General features: G+C 68.8%; 24 protein-coding genes. 13 read left to right on the top strand and 11 right to left on the bottom strand.

Going from position 1 to position 21,402, the window contains the following annotated elements:
• Positions 1-150: 150 nt before the first annotated feature.
• Positions 151-375, top strand: coding sequence for a DUF3107 domain-containing protein (locus LQZ87_RS03935; protein WP_230102150.1), 225 nt, complete (start codon positions 151-153; stop codon positions 373-375).
• Between the two features lie 4 nt (positions 376-379).
• A complete protein-coding gene (locus tag LQZ87_RS03930) occupies positions 380-667 on the top strand; it encodes a hypothetical protein (protein WP_230102149.1) in 288 nt (95 codons plus the stop codon).
• Positions 668-758: 91 nt separating this feature from the next.
• Here the strand turns inward: LQZ87_RS03930 and LQZ87_RS03925 are convergent, their stop codons facing one another.
• On the bottom strand, positions 759-1,469 hold the full coding sequence (locus LQZ87_RS03925) for a ferritin-like fold-containing protein (RefSeq protein ID WP_230102148.1): 711 nt from the start codon (positions 1,467-1,469) through the stop codon (positions 759-761).
• A 171-nt stretch (positions 1,470-1,640) separates the two neighbouring features.
• Here LQZ87_RS03925 and LQZ87_RS03920 point away from each other — a divergent pair, with 171 nt between their 5' ends.
• Complete coding sequence (locus LQZ87_RS03920; protein WP_230102147.1) at positions 1,641-3,161, top strand: DEAD/DEAH box helicase; 1,521 nt, start codon at positions 1,641-1,643, stop codon at positions 3,159-3,161.
• A gap of 13 nt (positions 3,162-3,174) precedes the next feature.
• Here the strand turns inward: LQZ87_RS03920 and LQZ87_RS03915 are convergent, their stop codons facing one another.
• Complete coding sequence (locus LQZ87_RS03915) at positions 3,175-4,041, bottom strand: PHP domain-containing protein (protein ID WP_230102146.1); 867 nt, start codon at positions 4,039-4,041, stop codon at positions 3,175-3,177.
• Positions 4,042-4,126: 85 nt separating this feature from the next.
• On the opposite strand from LQZ87_RS03915, the gene LQZ87_RS03910 reads away from it, so the two are divergent.
• On the top strand, positions 4,127-5,143 hold the full coding sequence (locus LQZ87_RS03910; protein WP_230102145.1) for an endonuclease/exonuclease/phosphatase family protein: 1,017 nt from the start codon (positions 4,127-4,129) through the stop codon (positions 5,141-5,143).
• Between the two features lie 9 nt (positions 5,144-5,152).
• Here the strand turns inward: LQZ87_RS03910 and LQZ87_RS03905 are convergent, their stop codons facing one another.
• Positions 5,153-5,515 (bottom strand): DUF3054 domain-containing protein, encoded by a 363-nt coding sequence (locus tag LQZ87_RS03905; protein ID WP_230102144.1) that lies wholly within the window; start codon positions 5,513-5,515, stop codon positions 5,153-5,155.
• A 36-nt stretch (positions 5,516-5,551) separates the two neighbouring features.
• On the opposite strand from LQZ87_RS03905, the gene LQZ87_RS03900 reads away from it, so the two are divergent.
• Both LQZ87_RS03900 and LQZ87_RS03895 read left to right on the top strand, forming a co-directional pair.
• Positions 5,552-6,979, top strand: a complete 1,428-nt coding sequence (locus LQZ87_RS03900) for an aminopeptidase P family protein (protein ID WP_230102143.1) — start codon at positions 5,552-5,554, stop codon at positions 6,977-6,979.
• A gap of 13 nt (positions 6,980-6,992) precedes the next feature.
• Positions 6,993-7,592 (top strand): YdcF family protein, encoded by a 600-nt coding sequence (locus tag LQZ87_RS03895; protein ID WP_230102142.1) that lies wholly within the window; start codon positions 6,993-6,995, stop codon positions 7,590-7,592.
• Positions 7,593-7,626: 34 nt separating this feature from the next.
• Here the strand turns inward: LQZ87_RS03895 and LQZ87_RS03890 are convergent, their stop codons facing one another.
• Positions 7,627-8,274, bottom strand: a complete 648-nt coding sequence (locus LQZ87_RS03890; RefSeq protein ID WP_230102141.1) for an alpha/beta family hydrolase — start codon at positions 8,272-8,274, stop codon at positions 7,627-7,629.
• A gap of 1 nt (position 8,275) precedes the next feature.
• Positions 8,276-9,103 (bottom strand): general stress protein, encoded by an 828-nt coding sequence (locus LQZ87_RS03885; protein ID WP_230102140.1) that lies wholly within the window; start codon positions 9,101-9,103, stop codon positions 8,276-8,278.
• Between the two features lie 68 nt (positions 9,104-9,171).
• Here LQZ87_RS03885 and LQZ87_RS03880 point away from each other — a divergent pair, with 68 nt between their 5' ends.
• From LQZ87_RS03880 to LQZ87_RS03865, 4 genes are read left to right on the top strand one after another with little or no spacing between them, the layout of a single operon-like run.
• A complete protein-coding gene (locus LQZ87_RS03880) occupies positions 9,172-10,437 on the top strand; it encodes a CBS domain-containing protein (RefSeq protein WP_230102139.1) in 1,266 nt (421 codons plus the stop codon).
• Positions 10,437-10,994, top strand: a complete 558-nt coding sequence (locus tag LQZ87_RS03875; protein WP_230102339.1) for a DUF1003 domain-containing protein — start codon at positions 10,437-10,439, stop codon at positions 10,992-10,994. Before LQZ87_RS03880 ends, LQZ87_RS03875 begins: the two co-directional genes overlap by 1 nt.
• Positions 10,991-12,133 (top strand): Mrp/NBP35 family ATP-binding protein, encoded by a 1,143-nt coding sequence (locus LQZ87_RS03870; RefSeq protein WP_230102138.1) that lies wholly within the window; start codon positions 10,991-10,993, stop codon positions 12,131-12,133. Before LQZ87_RS03875 ends, LQZ87_RS03870 begins: the two co-directional genes overlap by 4 nt.
• Before the next feature lie 12 nt (positions 12,134-12,145).
• Positions 12,146-12,661: a YcxB family protein gene (locus LQZ87_RS03865; RefSeq protein WP_230102137.1), complete on the top strand. Its 516-nt coding sequence runs from the start codon at positions 12,146-12,148 to the stop codon at positions 12,659-12,661.
• Positions 12,662-12,683: 22 nt separating this feature from the next.
• Here the strand turns inward: LQZ87_RS03865 and LQZ87_RS03860 are convergent, their stop codons facing one another.
• Complete coding sequence (locus LQZ87_RS03860) at positions 12,684-13,076, bottom strand: Sec-independent protein translocase TatB (protein WP_230102136.1); 393 nt, start codon at positions 13,074-13,076, stop codon at positions 12,684-12,686.
• A gap of 74 nt (positions 13,077-13,150) precedes the next feature.
• Between LQZ87_RS03860 and LQZ87_RS03855 the strand changes: the two genes are divergently transcribed.
• On the top strand, positions 13,151-13,786 hold the full coding sequence (locus tag LQZ87_RS03855) for an O-methyltransferase (RefSeq protein WP_230102135.1): 636 nt from the start codon (positions 13,151-13,153) through the stop codon (positions 13,784-13,786).
• Positions 13,787-13,937: 151 nt separating this feature from the next.
• Here the strand turns inward: LQZ87_RS03855 and LQZ87_RS03850 are convergent, their stop codons facing one another.
• From LQZ87_RS03850 to dapE, 4 genes are all read right to left on the bottom strand, one after another.
• Positions 13,938-14,489 (bottom strand): hypothetical protein, encoded by a 552-nt coding sequence (locus LQZ87_RS03850; RefSeq protein ID WP_230102134.1) that lies wholly within the window; start codon positions 14,487-14,489, stop codon positions 13,938-13,940.
• Positions 14,490-14,638: 149 nt separating this feature from the next.
• Positions 14,639-14,806: a DUF3117 domain-containing protein gene (locus tag LQZ87_RS03845; RefSeq protein WP_147039918.1), complete on the bottom strand. Its 168-nt coding sequence runs from the start codon at positions 14,804-14,806 to the stop codon at positions 14,639-14,641.
• A gap of 115 nt (positions 14,807-14,921) precedes the next feature.
• Positions 14,922-16,154 (bottom strand): hypothetical protein, encoded by a 1,233-nt coding sequence (locus LQZ87_RS03840; protein WP_230102133.1) that lies wholly within the window; start codon positions 16,152-16,154, stop codon positions 14,922-14,924.
• On the bottom strand, positions 16,136-17,209 hold the full coding sequence (gene dapE / locus LQZ87_RS03835) for a succinyl-diaminopimelate desuccinylase (RefSeq protein WP_230102132.1): 1,074 nt from the start codon (positions 17,207-17,209) through the stop codon (positions 16,136-16,138). The genes LQZ87_RS03840 and dapE overlap by 19 nt, the downstream gene beginning before the upstream one ends.
• A gap of 51 nt (positions 17,210-17,260) precedes the next feature.
• Here dapE and dapD point away from each other — a divergent pair, with 51 nt between their 5' ends.
• Entirely contained in the window at positions 17,261-18,220 is a 960-nt protein-coding gene (gene dapD / locus LQZ87_RS03830; RefSeq protein ID WP_230102131.1) for a 2,3,4,5-tetrahydropyridine-2,6-dicarboxylate N-succinyltransferase, read from the top strand.
• A 205-nt stretch (positions 18,221-18,425) separates the two neighbouring features.
• Positions 18,426-19,910: a DEAD/DEAH box helicase gene (locus tag LQZ87_RS03825; RefSeq protein ID WP_230102130.1), complete on the top strand. Its 1,485-nt coding sequence runs from the start codon at positions 18,426-18,428 to the stop codon at positions 19,908-19,910.
• Between the two features lie 83 nt (positions 19,911-19,993).
• On the opposite strand, the gene LQZ87_RS03820 is transcribed toward LQZ87_RS03825, so the two are convergent.
• Complete coding sequence (locus tag LQZ87_RS03820) at positions 19,994-21,289, bottom strand: citrate synthase (protein WP_230102129.1); 1,296 nt, start codon at positions 21,287-21,289, stop codon at positions 19,994-19,996.
• Positions 21,290-21,402 lie beyond the last annotated feature (113 nt).

Here is a 21,402-nt window from a genome sequence, read left to right as displayed (position 1 = left end):
TCGGCCGCTGCCGACATCGTCCGTTCGCGGCCTCGCGGGCCGCCCCGCCGAGATGCTTGTGCGCCCAGGGCGAAACCGGTCGTGTGCCCGATCCGCCGCTGCATCGCCGGGGTAGAGTCGTCTCAGTCCCCGAATCTTCAAGGAGCACGCGTGGAAATCCGCATCGGCATCATCAACACCGGCCGCGAACTGAACTTCGAGACCGCCACCAGCGCGGACGATGTCCGCACCCAGGTGGCCGCCGCTCTCGAGCAGAACAGCGCTCACGTGAGCTTCACCGATGTCAAGGGCAACTCCTACATCGTCCCGACCGCGAACCTCGCATACATCGAGCTCGGCACCGAGGAGTCCCGTCGCGTCGGCTTCGTCGCCTGACCCGATGTACATCCTCCTCGCGCTGATCGCCGCGTGCGCGTTCGGCATCGGCGTGCACTTCCTGCTTCCAGACCGCGCGCTGCGCGGCGTCGCGGTCGTGCCGGCCGTCGCCACGGCCGCGGCGGCGAGCATCTACACGCTCATGCAGTGGTCGGGCGTCGGCGAGGACAGCGGCTGGCTCTGGCTGGCCAGTATCCTCGGCAGCCTCGTCGTCGCCGCGGCCGCGGGCCTCGCCCTCACGGCATCCCGTCGCAGGTCGGATGCCGCGAAGCGCGCAGCGCTCGGAATCTGAGTCCGCTGCCGCCCGAGAAACCACTTCCGACGCGAGACACCGCGCGCCACGTGATGTTTCGTGCAGTTCGTGATTTCTCGCGGGACGGACGCTACGCGGCCAGCCCCATCGCGTCCATGCGGCGCGCATGCGCGCCCATGAGCTCGGTGTACACGGGCTCGACGCGGTCCTCGTCCTCGATGAGGCGCTCGGCTCGCAGCGCCTGCCGCGCCACCAGCACGGTGTCCCCAACCATGCGCCGCGCCCACATCGACAACAGCGAGCGCCACTCGTTGTCGATCTCGATCGTGCGCTTGAGGATGGCGACGATCTCGCCGGTGTCATCGTCCTCGCGCAGGATCTCGGCGACCCGTGCGCCGGTATCGCCGTAGCTCGAGGCGAGGGCGAGGTAGAAGTCGTCCAGCATCCCCGCCGTGATGTACACCGCGAGAAGCGTCTCGCGCGGCCTCGCGCCGATGGTCTTGCGCCGGAAGGCGTCCAGGTGCTCCTGGAACGGCAGCATGATCTCGGTCGGATCCTCGCCCTGGGCGCGGATCACCTCGACGATGCCGCGGTGCTTGCTGAGGGCCGCGCCGGCGGCTCGTGCGAGCGCTTCCTTCTCATCGAGCTCAGGGGTAGCGCGGATGAGGCGCGTGAGCGTCTCGAAGTAACCGAGCTGCAGATAGGCGGCCTGCCCGAGGAAGCGGTTGAGCTCCGGCGCGAGTTCGGCGAAGTCGACGCGTGTCGCGTCTCCCATGTCCCCCCGACTGCGCAGGGTCAGGGTGCGCCGGGGCTTGTCTCGCTGCCAGAACCACTTCACCACGGGATCAGACTACCTGCGCGCACCGGATCCTCGTCTGCGGGGCCGCCTCGGGTAGGCTGGACGCGTCCTGCCGGTGGAGCAGGACGCCGCGCCTGTGGCACAAGAGACGGCGTGGATCCGTAACGTGGTGGCTCCGTCTTCGTGAAGGCCGCCGGACAGGCAACAGAACAAGTGACAACTTTCGCTGATCTCAACATCGATCAGGACATCATCGACGCGCTCGCTTCCAAGGGCATCGTCGACGCGTTCCCCATCCAGGAGCAGACCATCCCCCTGGGCCTTCCCGGGCAGGACATCATCGGGCAGGCGAAGACCGGCACCGGCAAGACCTTCGGCTTCGGCATCCCCGTCGTGCAACGACTCGGCAAGGACCCGGAGCACGGCGTCAAAGCCCTCATCGTCGTCCCGACCCGCGAGCTCGCGGTGCAGGTGTACGAGGACATCGACCTGCTGACGAGCAACCGCTCGACCAGCGTCGTCGCCATCTACGGCGGCAAGGCCTACGAGGGCCAGATCGACCAGCTCAAGGCCGGTGCGCAGATCGTCGTCGGCACACCGGGCCGTCTGATCGACCTCGCCGGTCAGCGTCTGCTCGACCTGTCGAACGCCACGGAGGTCGTCCTCGACGAGGCAGACAAGATGCTCGACCTCGGCTTCCTCGCCGACATCGAGAAGATCTTCCAGAAGGTGCCGGCGGTCCGCCACACCCAGCTTTTCTCGGCGACCATGCCCGGCCCGATCGTGGCGCTCGCCCGCCGCTTCATGTCGAACCCGATCCACATCCGTGCGAACGACCCCGACGAGGGCCTCACCCAGGCGAACATCAAGCACCTCGTCTACCGCGCGCACTCACTCGACAAGGATGAGGTCATCGCCCGCATCCTGCAGGCCGAGGGCCGCGGCAAGACCGTCATCTTCACGCGCACCAAGCGCGCGGCGCAGCGACTCGTCGACGAACTCGGCGATCGCGGGTTCAACGTCGGCGGCGTTCACGGCGACATGGGTCAGGAGCAGCGCGAGCGCTCAATGGCCGCGTTCAAGGCCGGCAAGCGCGACGTCCTGGTCGCGACCGACGTCGCCGCCCGCGGCATCGACGTCGACGACGTCACGCACGTCATCAACCACACGATCCCCGATGAGGAGAAGACGTATCTGCACCGCGCCGGGCGCACCGGCCGCGCCGGCAAGACCGGTATCGCCGTGACGTTCGTCGACTGGGAGGACCTGCACAAGTGGGCCCTCATCAACCGCGCGCTCGAGTTCGGTCAGCCCGAGCCCGTCGAGACCTACTCGTCGAGCGCGCACCTGTACACCGACCTGGATATCCCCGAGGGCACGAAGGGCCGTCTGACGACCGCACCCAAGGCCGAGAAGCCGGCGGCAGAGCGTCGTCAGCGTCAGCCCCAGAAGGCAGCGGATGCCGCCGCAGAGGGTACGGACGAAGGCACCACGAAGCGTCGGCGCCGCCGCCGCCGCGGTGGCGCGAGCGGTGCAGTCGGCTCGACGTTCACCGAGGACGCTGCGACCCCCGCCGCCGGCGGATCGGAGTCGGCACCGGCCGCAGGCCGTGATGCCGAGGGCGCCGGCACCCATGACGGCGACGCCACCAGCGAGCACCGCGACGGCAAGCCGGCGCCGCAGCGTCGTCGCCGTCGTCGCCGCTCCGGCGGTGCAGCGCCGGCCGGAGCCTGAGCAACGACGCCGGCTACGGGTAGCGGGGGCTCGTCCCCGTCGCCTGGGCGATGATCCGAGCCACCATCTCGTCCGAGGTGGTGTTCTCGCCCGGCCTGTTGGGCTTGCCAGCACCGTGGTAGTCGCTCGACCCCGTCACGATGAGGTCGTGCTTCGACGCGAGCTTCTGCAGCGTCCGTTTGCCCTGTTCGGTGTTCTCGCGGTGGTCGATCTCGAAGCCGCCGAGCCCTGCGGCGATGAGCTGCTCGATGAAGTCGAGCGGCATCATGCGATCGCGCCCTGACGTGACGGGGTGCGCGATGATCGTCACTCCCCCCGCATCCGCGATCAGCCGGACGGCGGTGAGCGGATCCGGCGCGTAGTGCGGCTCGTAGTACCCCTCGCGGGGATGGAGAATGCCGTCGAACGCCTCTGCGCGGTCGCGGACGATCCCGCGGGCGACGAGTGCGTCGGCGATGTGCGGGCGGCCGACCGTGGCATCCACCGTCGTCTGCTCGAGCACATCCGCCCAGCTCAGCTCGTAGTCCCGGCCGATGTTGCGGACGATCCGCTCCGCCCGCCCGACCCGGTCGTCGCGGATGCGGTCCGTCTCGGCACGGAGCGCCGCGTCCTCCGGATCGAACAGGTATCCGAGCACGTGGACGCTGCGCCATTGGTGCTTCGCCGACAATTCCATGCCGGGGATGAAGGTCATGCCGAGAGAAACGGCGGTGCGAGCCGCCTCGTCCCACCCTGTGGTGCGGTCATGGTCGGTGAGCGCCATCGTGCGGATGCCGTGGTCACGCGCCTGACGGACGACCTGACCGGGGTTCTCGGTGCCGTCGGAGTGATTCGAGTGCATGTGCAGGTCGCTCGGCCCCGCGAAGCTCCGGTCGGTCATGACTCGACACTACTGCGGGCCCAGGACGACGGCGCGGCGGCGTCACGGCAGGCGATTCACAGCGTGCGCCCTTAGGCTCGAGAGGATGTTTCGACTGCTGGGAATCCTCCTCACCGTGCTGTTCGCGATCGCGTCGGCGATCGTGGTGTGGCCGCAGTTCTTCCAGCTCGAGCAGACGTTCCCGTTCGCGCAGCTGGTAGCCGTTCGCGGCCTCGTGCTGGCCGCTTTCGTGGCCATAGCATTGCTCTCGCTGCTGCTGCTGTTCGCCCGCCCGCTGCGCGGGTTCGCAGCATCCATCCTCATCGTCGCCCTGCTGGGCGCGGCGGCGACAGGCGCGATCGGTGCGATGCGCGGGTTCGGCACGGGTTCCCTGCCCGAGAAGACGGATGCCGGCGTTCGGGTCCTCACGTGGAACACCGCCGGCGAGGCGGTCTCGGCCGAGACGATCGCCGACGCCATCCTGACGCAGCAGGTCGACGTCGTGACGCTCCCCGAGACGGCGGAATCCGTGGGCGAGCGCATCGCCGTCATGCTGCGGGAGCAGGGGCATCCGATGTGGGTCCACCACGTCCAGTTCGGCAACGTCGAGAACGGCCCGCAGGCGTGGGAGACGACGATCCTCATCTCGCCCGAGCTCGGCGATTACTCGGTGATCGCATCGTCCGAGGACGGCAGCAGCAACACCAGTTCCGTTCCCAGTGCCGTGATCATGCCGGTCAGCGGTTCGGGCCCCACGATCGTCGCGGTGCACGCTGTGGCACCGCGCGTCGAAGCGATGGCGCGGTGGCAGTCCGACCTGGAATGGATCGCCGATCAGTGCCCTCAGGGCGATTTCATCCTCGCCGGCGACTTCAACGCGACCCTCGACCACATGGCCGGGCTCGGTGTCGACGGCGGCGACATGGGCAACTGCCGTGACGTCGCGTCGCGCACCGGCACCGGGATCACCGGCACGTGGCCGGCGGACTATCCCGAGCTGATCGGCGCCCCGATCGATCACGTCATGGCGACCGAGAACTGGGTCCCGACCGGCTCGCTGGTGCTGGATGCCGCCGGCTCCGACCACCGTGCACTCGTCGTGCAGCTCGAACCCGCCGGCTGAGCCCTGCGCTCAGGAGGCCGAACGCGCCCGTGCCCGCCGCACGAGTGCGGCCACAGCGCGCCAGCCGAGCAAGAACAGGGCCAGTGTGAGCGTAGCGACGATGATGAAGGGCACCGCCGTCCCCTGACCGCTGACGGCGCGCAGCAGCAGGCCGAGGACGACCGTGACGGCCCACACGAGCAGCCCTGGCAGCATCCTGTCGGGCCGCGCCCGGCGAAGCAGAAGCGCGGCGTGCGCGATGAGCGCCGCCACCGCGAACGGCCAGATCGTGTTCATGAGTCCAGGTAGGTCGCCGAAGATCCCCTCCGCGTGCGAGAGCCGTCCGATCACGCAGAAGACGACCACGAGCACCAGATCGATGAGAATCACCACATTCCCCACCCTACGCAGGAGTGAGAGACTGGATGGATGAGCACCGCAGAGAACGAGACGATCGAAGAAGCCCCCGTCACGAACCGCAAGCAGCCGTTCCCGCGAGGATTCCTGGACACGATCTCCACCGGGTGGGCCGAGCGTCCGGAGTCGCTCCCCGCCGCCCGCGAGCAGGCCGCCTACGCCGCTGCTCGTCGCGACAAGGTGTCCGCAGCCTTCCCCGGCAAGCGCCTGGTGATCGAGGCCGGCTCCCTCAAGCAGCGCAGCAACGACACCGACTACCCGTTCCGTGCGCACTCCGCCTTCGCCCATCTCACCGGGTGGGCGGCCGACACCGAGCCCGACTCCGTCCTGGTGTTCGAGCCCCGTTCTTCGGACGCAGCGGATGACGGTCACGACATCACCCTCTACTTCCGTGAGCGGGCCGACCGCACGACGACCGAGTTCTACGCCGATGCCACGGTCGGGGAGTTCTGGATCGGCCCCCGCCCCTCGCTCGCCGGCGTCGCCGCCGACCTGGCGGTGACCACAGAGCACCTCTCCGCGTTCGGCGCGACCGACGACGACGTGACGCTGGCGGATGCCGACCTCGAACGCTTCGTGTCCGAACTGCGCCTGGTCAAGGACGACTACGAGATCGCCGAGATGCGCCGAGCCGTCGAGATCACGGCGCGCGGATTCGACGACATCATCGCGGCTCTCCCCGACGCCGCCCAGCATGCCCGCGGCGAACGCGTCGTGGAGGGGGTCTTCCACCGCCGCGCCCGCGAGGACGGCAACGGCGAGGGCTACGACACGATCTCGGCTTCCGGACCGCACGCCTGCTACCTGCACTGGACGCGCAACGACGGCGCCGTTATTCCCGGTGACCTGATCCTCGTGGACGCCGGCGTCGAAGCCGACAGCCTGTACACCGCGGACATCACCCGCACCCTGCCGGTGAACGGGCGGTTCTCGGACGTGCAGCGCCGCGTCTACGAGACGGTTCTCGAAGCCGCTGACGCCGCATTCGCCGCAGCGCGCCCCGGTGTCCGTTTCCGCCAGGTTCATGAGGCCGCCATGGCTGTGATCGCGAAGCGCACTGCCGAGTGGGGCCTGCTGCCGGTGACCGCCGATGAGGCTCTGGACGCCGACGCAGGGGGCCAGCACCGCCGCTACATGGTGCACGGCACCTCACACCACCTCGGCATCGACGTGCACGACTGCGCACAGGCACGCCGCGAGATGTACTACGACGGCGTGCTGGAGGCCGGCATGGTCTTCACGATCGAACCCGGCCTGTACTTCCAGATCGATGACCTCACCGTTCCGGAGGAGTTCCGCGGCATCGGCGTGCGCATCGAGGACGACATCCTCATGACCGCGGACGGTCCCGTGAACCTGTCGGCCGACATCCCTCGCACGGCCGACGAGATCGAGGCCTGGATCGCTCGGGGCTCTGAGGCTCGGGGCTCTGAGGGATGACGGGCCCGGGGGCTTGAGCAGTTCGCGCGGCGTCGCCGGCCGGCTCTTCTGGGCCGGTTTCGCGGCGTACTCCGCGTTCGCCGTGTGGGCGGAGTACGTCCATTGGCGATCGAGCAGGCGGATGCTTGGTGCAGCCGCACCGGCGAGCAGCACCGAGGCCGTCGTCGTCCTCGGCTACGGCAACCGCGGCGAGCGCGCGAACTTCATCAACCGCTACCGCGTGCGCGCCGGCATCCGCTCCATCGATCGCGATGCCCGCAGCACCGTCGTGATGTGCGGCGGCACCGTGGAGGGCGACGTGCCGGAGGCCGTCATCATGGAGCGGTACGCGCGCGAGGAACTCGACTACACCGGACACATCGTGCTCGAGCCGGACAGCCGTTCCACGTGGGAGAACATCGAGAACGCGATTCCGCTGATCGAGCACGCCGACCGGATCAAGATCGTCTCGAACTCCCCGCATGCCGAAGTGGCTCGGGAGTACCTGCGTCAGCAGCGTCCGGACCTGGCCGACCGCCTCGTGCGAGCCGATGAGCACCGCTTCGGCGAGATCGTGCCGATGAAGATCGGAGCGTCGCTGCGGCTGCTGCTGTTCCGGTGGAAGCACCGCTGAGAGGCAGGTCGGCGTCGTTCACCCGCTGAGATCATCAGTTCGAGGTGAAGTCCGCGACCACCGGGGCGAGCGATGCCCCGATCTCGGCGGCCGGTCGCTTCTGCCCCTTCACCTCGAACGAGTGTCCGCCGCCTTCGACCCAGACGACCTGGGCGTCCTGGCAGGTCCGGACGACCTCCTCGAGCTGGGCAACGGGCTGTACGAAGGGGTCGTTCGTTCCTTCGATGAACAGCTGGGGCACGGCGATCGCCGGCAGGTGCTCCGCGCGCAGCTTCCCAGGGTCGCCCGGCGGGTGCAGCGGGTAACCGAGATACACCAGTCCGTCGACGACGAGCCCCTCAGCGACTGCCATCGATGCCATCCGTCCCCCGTAGGACTTGCCCGCCGCCCACAGCGGACCGGCGGGATCGAAAGTGCGGGCATACGCCACTGCGGCCTTCCACGTCGCGATCGCGTGGGCGGCGGGTCCGGGCATCCGCCTGCCCTGCTCGCGGTACGGGAAGTTGAACCGCAGGGTCGAGAGACCGATGGCGTTCAGAGCGTCGGTGAATCCGACGAGGAACGGATGCTCCATCCCGGCGCCGGCGCCATGAGCGACGAGGACGGTTCCGCGCCCGATGCCGTCTCCCCAGGCCGTAGAGATCGGCACCGTCCCCCGAGGGAGCTCGACGTCGAAGCCCATGTCAGGCCCGGTCGTCGCGCTTCTGGGCCGACTCGTCCGTCACGGGCGCGGCTTCTGCGGAAGTCCCCGTCCCTCCGGGCGCTGTCTCAGCGGTGGCCGACTCGGGCGCAGCATCCCCGTCAGCGGCATCCGTCGGCGTCGGGTCCTGCGTCGGCGCGGCCTGCTCGACCCGCTCGCCGTATTGCGGCCGCGCTTCCGCAGGACGCGGGTCAGCGGGACGCGGGTCAGCGGGACGGGGAGGGATCACGTGCCCGGCGGGAGCCTGCGCGCCCGCCTGCGCCGCGGTCTCGGTGCCAGGAGCGACCCGCTCGCCGTACCGCGGCGGTTCGTCCAGGTCGACCGTCGGCCGGGCGACCTGGGTGCGCGGGGCGGATCCGAGCGCCGCGCGAGCCTTCGCGAGGGAGTCCGGCGCCACCGTCACCTCGTAGTGATCGGCCGCGAGCTGCGTCACGCTCGCGAAATCCCGCCTGCGGCGAACGATCGCATAGGTCACAAGGCTCAGGATCATGCCGAGCGCGACACCGATGAACACGAAACCCACGAACAGCTGGATCGGAGCATCCGGGTTGCCGATCACGAGGATCGCCGACAGCAGAAGCCCGATGAGCACGCCGTTGACCGCCCCGGAGCGTGCCGCTGCGGCATAGCCGAGCCGTCCTGTGACGCGCTCGATCGTCCGGACGGACTGGCCGACGATCGCGATGTCCCTGGCGGGGACATCGGCGGCTATCAGTTTCGACACCGTCTTCTGCGCGGCCTCGTATTCGCGGACCGACGCGACGGTCTCACCGACGGCAGTGCCGTTCGCAGGACGGTTCAACATGCTCATACCTCCATTGTTCCATGCGCGTCTCTGCGGGGCCCGAGTTCGCAGGCTCGCGCACTACGCTGGACAGCGTGAGCACACAACGGGTTTTCGTCGCGCGCCTGGCAGGCTGCGCCGTCTTCGACCCCGTGGGCGACCGGCTCGGCAAGGTCCGGGATGTCGTCATCGTTTACCGAAGTACCGCCTCCCCCCGCGTGATCGGACTGGTGGTCGAGATCCCCGGCCGCCGGCACGTGTTCATGTCCATCGGCCGGGTCACGTCGATCCGCGCCGGGCAGGTTCTGACCACCGGACTGATCAACGTGCGCCGGTTCCAGCCCCGGCCCGGTGAAGTCCGTGTGCTCGCCGAGCTTCTGGGCCGGCGGGTCGAGCTCGCCGACGGCAGCGGCAGCGCCGTGATCGAAGACGTCGCGATCGAGCCGAACCGCCTCGGAGAGTGGAGCGTCAATCAGCTCTTCCTCCGCAAACCCAAGACGAGCGCCTCGCCGTTCGCGAAGGGACCGACCACGTTCGCCGCGTGGAACGAGGTCGCCGAGAAGCGCGCACCGGGCGAGTCGCAGTCCGCCGAGCAGCTCGTCGCGACCTACTCCGAGCTGCACGCCGCCGACCTGGCCACCACGCTGCTCGACCTTCCGCAGCAGCGTTTGATCGAGGTCGCCGAAGAGCTGCCGGACGACCGGCTCGCCGACGCTCTCGAGGAGATGCCGGAAGAGGACCAGGTGCACATCCTGGACGGTCTCGGCGACGAGCGCGCCGCCGACATCCTCGACCACATGGAACCGGACGACGCGGCCGACCTGCTCGCCCAGCTCCCGAAGAAGCGCCTCGAACAACTCCTCGACCTCATGGAGCCGGAAGAGGCCGAGGACGTCAGGACTCTGCTGAGCTACGGGCCGGACACCGCCGGCGGTCTGATGACCACCGAGCCGATCGTGCTCTCGGCCGATGCCACCGTCGCCGAGGCTCTGGCACTGATCCGTCGGCACGAGCTGCACCCCGCACTCGCCGCCGCGGTCTTCGTCACCCTTCCGCCGTTCGAGACGCCGACCGGTCGCCTGCTCGGCGTCGTCCACTTCCAGCGGATGCTGCGCTACCCCCCGCACGAACGCCTAGGTGCGATCGTCGACGAGACGATGGAGCCCATCTCGGCGATGGCCTCCGCAGCGGAGACCGCCAGGCTGCTCGCCAGTTACGACCTCGTGTCGCTGCCGGTGGTCGATGCCGCCGGTCGCCTCGTCGGGGTGGTGAGCATCGACGACGTTCTCGACTATCTGCTGCCCGATGACTGGCGCACACAGGATGCCGACGACAGCGAGACGGCGGGCGGTGCACGATGATGGCCAAGAGCGACCGCTCCGGTCTCGACGCCCCCCTCGGCCGCGGCACGACGCGGCAGCGCCCCGAATCCAGCGACCGCTTCGGCCGGTTCACGGAGTGGGTGGCCCGTGCGATGGGCACGCCGACGTTCCTGCTCATGCTCACCCTGTTCTGCCTGCTGTGGATGGTCTACACGGTCGTCGCCGAGCAGAACGGCTGGTGGCGCTTCGACTCAGCCGCGCTCGGCTTCACGGCGCTCACGCTGATCCTGTCGCTGCAGGCCTCGTACGCCGCCCCGCTCATCCTGCTCGCGCAGAACCGCCAGGACGACCGCGACCGCGTGCAGATCGAGCAGGACAGGCAGCGCGCAGAACGAAACCTCGCCGACACCGAGTACTTGGCCCGCGAGATCGTCGCTCTGCGCATGTCGCTCGAGGAGCGCAACACCCAGGCCGTGACTCGCGATGTGCTGCGGCAGGAGCTGCGGGCGCTGCTCGCCGATCTCAGCGAGGAGCACGACGGCGACGCCGACACCAGGACGGCTCCGGTCAACAGGCCGGGCCGCCAGCGACCATGAGCCGTGCCGACCAGGTTCGCCGCGCGGTCGGCGCGGTCTCCGATCCGGAGCTGCGCCGACCGATCGGCGAACTCGACATGCTCCGCGACGTCTCCGTCGAGGGCGATCATGCGACGGTCGGCATCGCCCTGACGATCGTCGGATGCCCCGCCGCCGACCGCATCGAATCGGATGTGCGCCGTGCCGCAGCATCCGTCGTCGGCATCGACGAGGTCACGGTCGAGGTCGGTGTCATGACTCCGGGCGAGCGGAAGGCCCTCACCGAGAAGCTGCGCGACGGACGCCCTGCACGGCAGATGCCGTTCGGGCCCGACTCGCTGACGCGGGTGATCCTCGTCTCCAGCGGCAAGGGCGGGGTCGGCAAGTCGACCATCACCGCGAACCTGGCCGTCGCCCTGGCCGAGAAGGGGCTCGCCACGGGTCTCGTGGATGCCGACGTGCACGGCTTCTCGATCCCCGGACTCCTCGGAATCCCCGCAGGCACCCAGCCCACGCGCATCGACGATCTGATGCTGCCGCCTGTCGCCCACGGCGTGAAGGCCGTCTCGATCGGGATGTTCCTGCGTGACGGCGAGGCCGTCGTCGCATGGCGCGGTCCGATGCTGCATCGCACGGTCCAGCAGTTCCTCACGGACGTGTTCTTCGGCGATCTGGACGTGCTACTCATCGACATGCCTCCTGGCACCGGCGATGTCGCGATCTCGATCGGGCAGCTCCTCCCCCATGCCGAGGTGCTGGTCGTGACGACACCGCAGACGGCTGCCTCCGACGTCGCGATCCGCAGCGGTCTGGTCGCGCGGCAGACCGGACAGCGCGTGATCGGCGTCGTCGAGAACATGGCCGCGTTCACGCTTCCCGACGGCACGACGGTCGACCTGTTCGGATCAGGCGGCGGGGCCCAAGTCGCCGGCGCACTGTCCGGACCGGATGACGCGGTCCCGCTGATGGCCTCCGTGCCGCTGAGCCCCGCGCTGCGCGCAGGGGGCGACGCCGGCGTCCCGATCGTGCTCAGCGACCCGCAGGATGCCGCGGCGCAGACCATCCGCGGCATCGCGGACCGGCTGGCGCAGCACGGCCGAAGCCTCTCCGGCCGGTCGCTGCCGATGTCCGTGGCCCGGACCCCGGCATCCGAGTCATGACAGACTCGTGACGTGACTGCCGACTCCGCCGCCCGTACCGCCACCGTCGACGCCGAGATGATCCGCGGCATGACATGGGATGCCGTCATCTACACGCTCACGCGCCCGCTCGCCGTCATCGCGTACACGGCCCTCATCGCGGCGTTCGTGGTGAACGCGATCGTGCTGGGGATGGTCGGTGGCGCCGATCAGGAGCAGACGACCACTCTGACCTGGACGATGGTGGCGATCGCGGCGCTGATCGTCGCCTCGATCATCTTCACCCGTGCATCCACCCGCCGTGCGATCAGCACGACGATGCCATCCGGGTCGGTCGTGCGCGTAGAACTCGGCGACGAGTCGATCAAGATGGTGTCCAAGAGCGGCGTCTCCGATGTCGCCTACTCGACGTTCCGGTCGGTCCACGTCGGCAGGTACGCCGCGCTCCTGCGCCTTCGGGGCACGTCGGTGGTCACTGTGGTGCCGCGCATCCTGCTCAGCGATGACGACGTGGCGCGCCTGAAATCACGCGTGAAGTCGACGAACTGACCCCGCGGGCCGGCCGGTCGGATCAGGTCGCCTCGAGGTCGAACGGCGGCGGCGAAGCCTTCGTGAAGTCCGGGCGCACCCGCGACGGCTGTCGTTCTGCGACCGCAGCGGGCACCGCCGCAGGAGCGACGGCAGTCGCGGTCGCGGTCGTCGACGGGGCGTCCTCGAGCAGCGCGTCGCGGATGATCCGGCGAGGGTCGTACTGACGTGGATCGAGCTTTCGCCAGTCCACCTCGTCGATCTCAGGACCGATCTCGTCACGCATCCTCGTGCGGGTGTCCCGCAGGTACTCCCCGACCTTGCGGACGACGCCGGCGAAGGTCTCAGCGGCCTTCGGAAGACGCTCAGGGCCGATGATGAGCGCGGCGATCACACCGATGAGAAAGAGCTTCTCGATGGTGAGGCCGAAATCCATGTAGACAGGCTACCCGCCGCGCCTGACGGCGATGAACACGACGGGCGAATACTCTGGATGCGGAGGATACGGCCATGAGTGAGAACGACGCGAACGCACGGTACATCCGCGAGGCGATCATCGAGCCGGCGCACATCGCCAGGGCCCGCACCCACGCGCAGGAGCTCGGCGTCACTTCGGTGAGCCCCGCTGTCGGCTCGCAGCTGGCCGTGCTCGCCGCGACGACCGACGCCCGCTCGATCGTCGAGATCGGCACAGGCGCCGGGGTCTCCGGCCTGTGGATGCTGCGCGGCGCCCCCCGTGCCGTCCTGACCTCGATCGACAACGAGCCGGAGCACCTTGCCGCAGCGCGTCGCGGTTTCAGCGAGGCCAAGGTGCCGTCCACCCGCGCGCGGTTCATCACCGGTCGCGCCGCCGACGTCCTGCCCCGCATGAACGAGGGCGCCTACGACATCGTCCTCCTCGACGCCGACCCGGAGAACGTCATCGAGTACGTCGAGCACGGCCTGCGCCTGGTGCGCACCGGTGGGGTCGTCGCAGTGCCGCGCGTGCTGGCCGGTGGCCGCGTCGCCGATCCTGTGCAGCGGGATGCCGTCACCAGCGCATTCCGCTCACTGATCCAGGAGACGCAGGAGTCGCCTGCCGTCCTCGCCGCGATCTCCACCGCAGGTGAGGGCCTGCTGCAGCTGGTCAGTCTCAGCACCGAGTAGTCGCAAGCACCGAGCAGTCGCAAGCACCGAGCAGTCGCAAGCGCCGAGCAGTCGCAAGCGCCGAGTAGTTGCAAGCACCGAGCAGTCGCACCCGCAGACGTGAGCGGCGCCCCGGCCTGAGCCGGGGCGCCGCTTCTGCGTGGCGGTCGGATCAGTCGAGGATGCCGCCGAGCATCGAGTCGACATCGCCGGACACGTCGCCGATGAGGTCATCGACGTCAGCGCCGATGTCGCCGACCGAGACGCCGGAGTCGTTGCCGGAGCCGACAACGTTGCCGTTGGCGTTGCCGGAGCCGACCTCGTTGCCTGAGACGTCGTTGCCGGAGCCGATCGGAGCATCGATCGGGGCGGTCACGTCGTTGCCCGAGCCGACAGGGGCCGAGACCTCGTTGCCGGAGGCGACCGGGGTGTCGTTGCCCGAGAGCACGTCACCGCCGAGGGAATCGCTGACCAGCGGGCCGTCGACCACGGGGCCATCGACGAGACCGGTGTCGTTTCCGCTGGCGAGGACGGTCTCGCCGAGCCAGGCCTGGAGTCCCTCGATCGAGCTCATGAAGTCGGTCGTCGAGGTGGTGGAGGTGGATTCCTGCGTGCTGTCGGACGACTCAGCGGCCGTGGCCGGCAGAGCGAATCCTGCGATCGCGAGAGCGGCTGCGCCGGCGCCCGCGGTGCTGATGAGTCCGAGTCGTGTCATCTTGCGCATGATGTTCCTTTCCGTTTCGTGCGACATTCGCCGCACAACAGGTCGTTCGGACCCGTCGTGGAATCGGATGGGATCGTGCTCGGATCGCCGCAGCAGACGCAGAAGGGCGGCGGATCCGAGGATCCGCCGCCCTTGAAGGTGCTACCGGTTCAGCTCACGACGCCGGCGAGGACGTCGTGCAGCTCCTTCGCCTCTTCGTCGTTGACCGAGACGACCAGTCGGCCGCCACCTTCGAGGGGAACCCGCACGATGATGAGTCGTCCCTCTTTCACGGCCTCCATGGGTCCGTCTCCGGTCCTCGGCTTCATCGCTGCCATCGTGGCTTCCTTTCCCTCGGTGGTATGCATCAAGTTTATCGGTACACTTCCGCCCCGGCGCGCGCGGTGCGGTAATACCTCGTGAACACCACGTCACGTGACGTCTTCGACCCGGTCACGGCACCTGCCAGTAGGCGCTTCCCTGCGCGTAGACCTGATCGACCCAGATCCACTGACCGAGCACGCACAGCGCGAGCACCACGATGCGGTAGCCCCGCGACCTCGGAACGGCAAGCGCTCCGGCCAGGGGCGTGAGCGGCAGCAGCAGGCGGAACGTGCTCGACTGCGGGAAGAACACGGCCAGCAGATACAGCAGGTAGCTCGCGCTCCACAGCCGCAGATCGGCTCCGAGGCGCCGCACGTGCGGGGAGAAGAGCAGCATCGCCGCCGCAGCGAGCACGAGGATCCCGAGAGCGATGAGACCCCACCACCCAGGCATCCCCCATTGCGTGAACCAGAACTGCGCGGCCTGCACCCAGCCGTCGAACGGCACGAACGCCGCGTCGTCGACGCCCCAGTTGCGACGCCAGGACAGTTCGGTCGCCATGTACGCCCCGGGGTCTCCCGTGACGAACCAGGCGATCAGCTGCCATGCGAAGCCGGTGGCTGTCGCGAGCGCCCCGAGCGCGATGATGTGCACGACCTCACGGGTCGAGAGCGGGTCATGACGGCGGCGGATCCAGCGCAGGATGCCGTGCAGCCCGAGATACAGCGCGAAAGCCAGGATGCCTGGACGGGTGAAAGCCATCACGGGGATGACGAGGTACAGCCAGGCGTACCTGCGCCGAGCGACCAGATCGAGCGCGATGAGCAGCAGGAGCACGAACAGCGACTCGGCGTAACCGACCTGGAACAGCGCGGCCAGCGGGCCCCAGGCGAAGAAGACCACCGCCCACATCGTCGCCGAGGCGCCGATCCGATGCCGAAGAAGCCGATGCAGCGCGACGCAGGCGAAGAACCCGGCGATGAGCGATATCAGCAGGGCCCCTGCGCCCCACGCGCCGAACGGCAGGCCGACGATCTGCGCGGCGTACGCGTATACGGGCATGAACGCCCACGCGTTCTCGGTGACCTGCCCGGTCTCGGTGAGGGGCAGCACATGGGGATAGCCCTCCCAGGCGACCAGCCAGTACCACTGCGCGTCCCATCCGAGCACGAAGCTGCCGATGGTCGCGTCCGCACCGAACCGCGATCCGACTGTCGAGCGCTCCGCGGCCAGCAGCAGGAATCCGGTCGTCACCGCTCTGCCGAGCAGATAGACGACGGCGATCCGCGCGATCACGGGCAGGCGCACCCAGTGCTCGAGCACCCCGCGGCGTGCGCCGACGGTCAGCGCCCGGTGAGCCACGCCCGAAGGCCCTGCTCGATCGCGTCGATCTGCGCGAGCGGCACGCGCTCCTCGTCGTGGTGGGCCAGGTGCGGGTCGCCTGGGCCGTAGTTCACGGCAGGGATGCCGAGAGCACTGAACCGCGCGACGTCGGTCCAGCCGTACTTGGGCCGAGGGACGGCGCCGACCGCGGCGACGAACTGCTGTGCGATCGGAGCATCCAGGCCGGGACGAGCGCCGTCGGCGGCGTCCGTGATCTCGACGTCGAAGCCCTGGAGCACTCCTCGCAGGTGCGCCTCTGCGTCTGCGGACGTCTTGCTCGGGGCGAAGCGATAGTTCACCTCGACCTCGCACAGGTCTGGGATGACATTGCCCGCGACACCGCCGGTGATGCGCACGGCGCTCAGACTCTCGCGGTACGCGAGCCCTTCGACAGTGACCTCCTTCGCCCGGTACTCGGCCAGACGCGACAGGATCGGCGCCGCGGCGTGGATCGCGTTCTCGCCGATCCACGCCCTCGCGCTGTGCGCACGGACACCACGTGTGCGGACCATCGCGCGCAGAGTGCCGTTGCATCCACCCTCGACCTCGCCGTTCGACGGCTCGCCGAGGATAGCGAAGTCTGCGGTGAACAGATCGGGGCGGTCCTTCGAGAGCAGGTTCAACCCGTTGAGGGATGCCGCGACCTCTTCGTTGTCGTACCACATCCAGGTGATGTCGACGATGGGCTCGGTGAGCTCGGCGGCGAGCTTGAGCTGCACCGCGACGCCGGCCTTCATATCAACGGTTCCGCGCCCCCACAGATGCGGCTTCCCGTCGATGTCGACGAGCCGCGTCGGCAGGTTGCCGTTGATGGGGACCGTGTCGATATGACCGGCGATCACGACCCGTCGGTCGCGGCCGCGGTTCGTGCGGGCGACGATCGTGTTGCCGTGTCGGATGACCTCGAGGTGGGCCAGCGGTGCGACAGCGGCTTCGACGGCATCCGCCAGGGCTGCCTCGTCACCGGAGACGCTGGGGAGGTCGCAGATCGCGCGCGTGAGGTCGACGGAGGAGACGGTCGGGTCGAGCAGCATGCGTCCAGCCTACGGCGCGGCCCTGCCTCGGGAGCGCGGTAGCGTGGACGTATGACCAACGCGCGCACTGTCTGGGGACTCGGCCTCACCACGATCGCCGGCAACGGCACCGTTCTGGATGCCTGGTACCCGAAGGTCGGCATCGGCTCCGTGATGGAGTCCTCCCCGGCGACGGACTCGACGGCCGCAGACCTCGAGGCGCAGACCGGTGCGGACGAGCGCCGAGGCGTCACGATCGAGACGGTGACGCTCGAGATCGATCTGGACGCTCCCCCCGTCTCGACCGCGGACGCGTACCTGCGCCTGCACGCGCTGTCGCATCTGCTGGTGCGTCCCAACGAGCTGAACCTCGACGGCATCTTCGGCCACCTGCCCAATGTCGCCTGGACCAATGCGGGCCCCATGCACCCCGACGACGCCGCTCGCCTGCAGCCGCAGATGCGCCGCCACAGCATCCAGGTTCAGGGGCTCGACAAGTTCCCGCGCCTGACCGACTACGTGCAGCCCGCCGGCGTCCGGATCGCGGATGCCTCGCGCGTTCGCCTCGGCGCCCACCTCTCCCCCGGCACCACCGTCATGCACGAGGGGTTCGTGAACTTCAACGCCGGCACGCTCGGGGCCTCGATGGTCGAGGGTCGCATCTCGCAGGGTGTCGTCGTCGGCGAGGGCAGCGACATCGGCGGCGGAGCATCCATCATGGGCACGCTGTCCGGCGGCGGAACCGTCCGCGTCTCGATCGGCGCGCGCACCCTCCTCGGTGCGAACTCGGGGCTCGGCATCGCCCTCGGCGATGACTGCATCGTCGAGGCTGGCGTCTACATCACCGCCGGGTCGAAGGTCGTCCTCGCCGACGGCACTCGCACAGCCGACGGCGGCCAGCGCATCGTGAAGGCAGCGGAGCTCAGCGGGCAGAACGGCATCCTGTTCTGGCGGAACTCGGTCACCGGCGCGATCGAGGCGAGGCAGCGCCAGGGCGCCGGCGTGACGCTCAACGACACCTTGCACGCCTGATACCCAGCCGCACTCTGCTAGTCTTGTGAGGTTGCCCGGCATCGGGCGACTGCGTCGTCGACACGGGGTCCACCCAGACCGAAGTGAGCTGCAGAGCTCCTCCACCAGTTGGCGTTTCGAACGGCGAACCTCTGCGCACCTCCTGTGCGCGGTCGCCCATCTCACTATTCGCGCACGGATCATCGTGCGCTGACGGAGTATCTCTATGCCCACCTTCCTTGAACTCGGCGTGCCCGCACGCCTCGCTGACGTGCTCGCCGCGGACGGCAAGACCGAGGCGTTCGCGATTCAGCGCGACACCCTCCCCGACTCGCTCGCCGGGCGCGACCTGCTCGGCCGCGGCCGCACCGGCAGCGGCAAGACGATCGCGTTCGCACTGCCGCTGGTCGCTCGACTGAGCGCCTCGCAGAAGCGCACGCGCCCTCAGCACCCGCGCGGTCTGGTGCTCGCACCGACGCGTGAACTCGCCACGCAGATCGCGGCGACCGTCGCGCCTCTCGCCGAGGCCGCCGGCCTCCGCGTCACCACCGTCTTCGGCGGTGTCAGCCAGCGTCCGCAGGAGCAGGCGCTCCGCAGCGGCGTCGACATCGTCGTGGCGTGCCCTGGCCGCCTCGAAGACCTCATGAAGCAGAAGCTCGTCTCGCTCGACTCGGTCGAGGTGGCCGTGCTCGACGAGGCCGACCACATGGCCGACCTCGGCTTCCTGCCAGGTGTCACGCGCATCCTCGCCTCGACTCCCGCCGGTGGCCAGCGCCTGCTGTTCAGCGCGACGCTGGACCGCGGAATCGACTCGCTCGCCAAGCGCTTCCTGTCGAACCCGGTCAGCCACGAGGTCGACGAGGCAAGCGTCCCCGTCGGCGAGATGACCCACCGCGTGCTCGTGACGACCTCGACCGAGCACAAGACTGTGCTCGTGCGCGAGCTCGCCTCCGGTACCGGGCGTCGCATCCTCTTCACCCGCACCAAGCACCAGGCGAAGAAGCTCGCCAAGGTGCTCACCGCGGCCGGCATCCCCTCCGTCGACCTGCACGGCAACCTGTCGCAGAACGCTCGTGAGCGCAACCTCAGCGCGTTCTCGGCCGACCCCGCTGAGGGCGGCGTGCGTGTGCTCGTCGCAACCGACGTCGCTGCCCGCGGCGTGCACGTCGACAACGTCGATCTCGTCGTCCATGTCGACCCGCCCATGGAGCACAAGGCGTACCTGCACCGCTCCGGCCGCACCGCGCGTGCGGGCGCTGCCGGCACCGTGGTCACCGTCGTGCTGCCAGAGCAGCGCCGCGATGTGAAGGATCTGCTGCGCAAGGCGCAGATCACGGCCGAGCTCGAGACGGCGAACTCCACGATCGTCGACGAGCTCGTCGGAGATCGCGCCGCCCACGTCAAGCCGGCGCCGGTGCAGCCGCAGCAGCGCCAGCAGCCGAAGAAGCCGCGTCAGCCCCAGCAGGGCGGCGCGCCGGCCTCCGGCTCCCCCGCTCGCCGTCGTCGTCGTCCGCAGGGACAGGGCGGCCAGGGGCAGGGCGGACACGGACAAGGCGGCCACGGACAGAGCATCCAGGGCCAGTCCGCAGGTCAGGGCCAGCGTTCCGGTGGCGGGCAGCGCGGCGGCCAGCAGAACCGCATCCAGGTGGGCCAGCGCGTCGACACCCGGCGCCCGCGCCGCGCGCAGGGCGGCGGTTCGCAGGGACGCTGATCCCTCGGATACGAAAGCCCCGGCCGCTTCCTTCGGGAAGCGGCCGGGGCTTTTCGCATCCCGCGCTGTGCGGAACCGTCCGATCAGCGGGTCTGGAACTGCCGCTCCGGCGCCCCCGTGTACAGCTGCTGCGGGCGACCGATCTTGGTCTGCTTGTCGAGGTTCAGCTCGCGCCACTGCGCGAGCCAGCCGGGAAGACGACCGATCGCGAACAGCACGGTGAACATGCGGGTCGGGAAGCCCATCGCCTTGTAGATGACACCGGTGTAGAAGTCGACGTTCGGGTACAGGCGACGCTCCTTGAAGTAGTCGTCCGCGAGGGCGATCTCTTCGAGCTCCTTGGCGAGGTCGAGCAACGGGTCGGTGACGCCGAGTTCGCGCAGCACCTCGTCGGCAGCCTCCTTGACGAGCTTGGCGCGCGGGTCGTAGTTCTTGTACACCCGGTGGCCGAAGCCCATGAGCTTGACGCCCTCTTCCTTGTTCTTGACGCGCTCGACGAAGCGCTGCACGCCCTGACCCGAATCGCGGATCTCGGCGAGCATGCTGAGCACGGCCTCGTTCGCGCCGCCGTGCAGCGGGCCGGAGAGAGCCTGGATGCCGGCGGAGATCGACGCGAACTGGTTGGCGCCGGTCGAGCCGACCAGGCGAACCGTGGACGTCGAGGCGTTCTGCTCGTGGTCCTCATGGAGGATCAGCAGCAGCTCGAGCGCCTTGGACATGACCGGATTGATCTCGTAGGACTCGGAGTGGACACCGAAGTTGAGCTTGAGGAAATTGTCCACGAAGCTCAGCGAGTTATCGGGGTACAGGAACGCCTGCCCGACGCTCTTCTTGTGCGCGTAAGCGGCGATGACCGGGAGCTTGGCGAGCATGCGAACCATGTTCAGTTCGACGTGCTCGGGGTTGTTCGGGTCGGTCTGGCCCTCGTAGTACGTCGACAGGGCCGCGACTGCGGACGAGAGCACCGACATCGGGTGCGCGGTGTGCGGCAGCGCCGAGAAGAAGTGCTTGATGTCCTCGTGCAGCAGCGTGTGACGGCGGATGCGGTCGTCGAAATCGGCGAGCTCGGACGGCGTCGGCAGCTCACCGTAGATCAGCAGCCAGGCGACCTCGAGGTACGTGCAGTTCTTCGCGATCTGCTCGATCGGGTATCCGCGGTAGCGCAGGATGCCCTGGTCGCCGTCGATGAACGTGATCTCCGACTTCGTGGATGCCGTGTTCACGAACCCGTAGTCGAGACCGGTGTAGCCGGTCTGCTTGGTCAGCGTCGAGAAGTCTATGCTGTCGGCGCCTGCAGTGCCGCGCAGAATGGGGAATTCGGCAGTGGTCTCGCCGATCGTGAGAGTGGCCTTCGCCTGCTGGTCTCCCGCTGCACTCACGCGGACCTCCTTGTACGTTTACGCGACCGTGGTCGGTCAGAGTCGTCCTGTTGGTCGGATGGATCGAGGGCGATGCACGGCGCAGAGCGCCTGGCCGGGTCACGACCGAATCG

Origin of the sequence: Microbacterium sp. Bi121 (genome assembly GCF_918698005.1) — a bacterium.
Classification (GTDB): Bacteria; Actinomycetota; Actinomycetes; order Actinomycetales; family Microbacteriaceae; genus Microbacterium.
Note: the sequence above shows the minus strand (reverse complement) of the source record. Positions and strands in the feature narration are given on the sequence as shown.

What these genes read in the sequence shown, in the direction of transcription:
- LQZ87_RS03930 (WP_230102149.1), top strand. Translation starts at nt 380, where the DNA reads ATGTACATCCTCCTCGCGCTGATCGCCGCGTGCGCGTTCGGCATCGGC.
- LQZ87_RS03915 (WP_230102146.1), bottom strand. Translation starts at nt 4,041, where the DNA reads ATGACCGACCGGAGCTTCGCGGGGCCGAGCGACCTGCACATGCACTCG.
- LQZ87_RS03910 (WP_230102145.1), top strand. Translation starts at nt 4,127, where the DNA reads ATGTTTCGACTGCTGGGAATCCTCCTCACCGTGCTGTTCGCGATCGCG.
- LQZ87_RS03900 (WP_230102143.1), top strand. Translation starts at nt 5,552, where the DNA reads ATGAGCACCGCAGAGAACGAGACGATCGAAGAAGCCCCCGTCACGAAC.
- LQZ87_RS03890 (WP_230102141.1), bottom strand. Translation starts at nt 8,274, where the DNA reads ATGGGCTTCGACGTCGAGCTCCCTCGGGGGACGGTGCCGATCTCTACG.
- LQZ87_RS03885 (WP_230102140.1), bottom strand. Translation starts at nt 9,103, where the DNA reads ATGAGCATGTTGAACCGTCCTGCGAACGGCACTGCCGTCGGTGAGACC.
- LQZ87_RS03875 (WP_230102339.1), top strand. Translation starts at nt 10,437, where the DNA reads ATGGCCAAGAGCGACCGCTCCGGTCTCGACGCCCCCCTCGGCCGCGGC.
- LQZ87_RS03870 (WP_230102138.1), top strand. Translation starts at nt 10,991, where the DNA reads ATGAGCCGTGCCGACCAGGTTCGCCGCGCGGTCGGCGCGGTCTCCGAT.
- LQZ87_RS03860 (WP_230102136.1), bottom strand. Translation starts at nt 13,076, where the DNA reads ATGGATTTCGGCCTCACCATCGAGAAGCTCTTTCTCATCGGTGTGATC.
- LQZ87_RS03855 (WP_230102135.1), top strand. Translation starts at nt 13,151, where the DNA reads ATGAGTGAGAACGACGCGAACGCACGGTACATCCGCGAGGCGATCATC.
- LQZ87_RS03850 (WP_230102134.1), bottom strand. Translation starts at nt 14,489, where the DNA reads ATGCGCAAGATGACACGACTCGGACTCATCAGCACCGCGGGCGCCGGC.
- LQZ87_RS03845 (WP_147039918.1), bottom strand. Translation starts at nt 14,806, where the DNA reads ATGGCAGCGATGAAGCCGAGGACCGGAGACGGACCCATGGAGGCCGTG.
- dapE (WP_230102132.1), bottom strand. Translation starts at nt 17,209, where the DNA reads ATGCTGCTCGACCCGACCGTCTCCTCCGTCGACCTCACGCGCGCGATC.
- dapD (WP_230102131.1), top strand. Translation starts at nt 17,261, where the DNA reads ATGACCAACGCGCGCACTGTCTGGGGACTCGGCCTCACCACGATCGCC.
- LQZ87_RS03825 (WP_230102130.1), top strand. Translation starts at nt 18,426, where the DNA reads ATGCCCACCTTCCTTGAACTCGGCGTGCCCGCACGCCTCGCTGACGTG.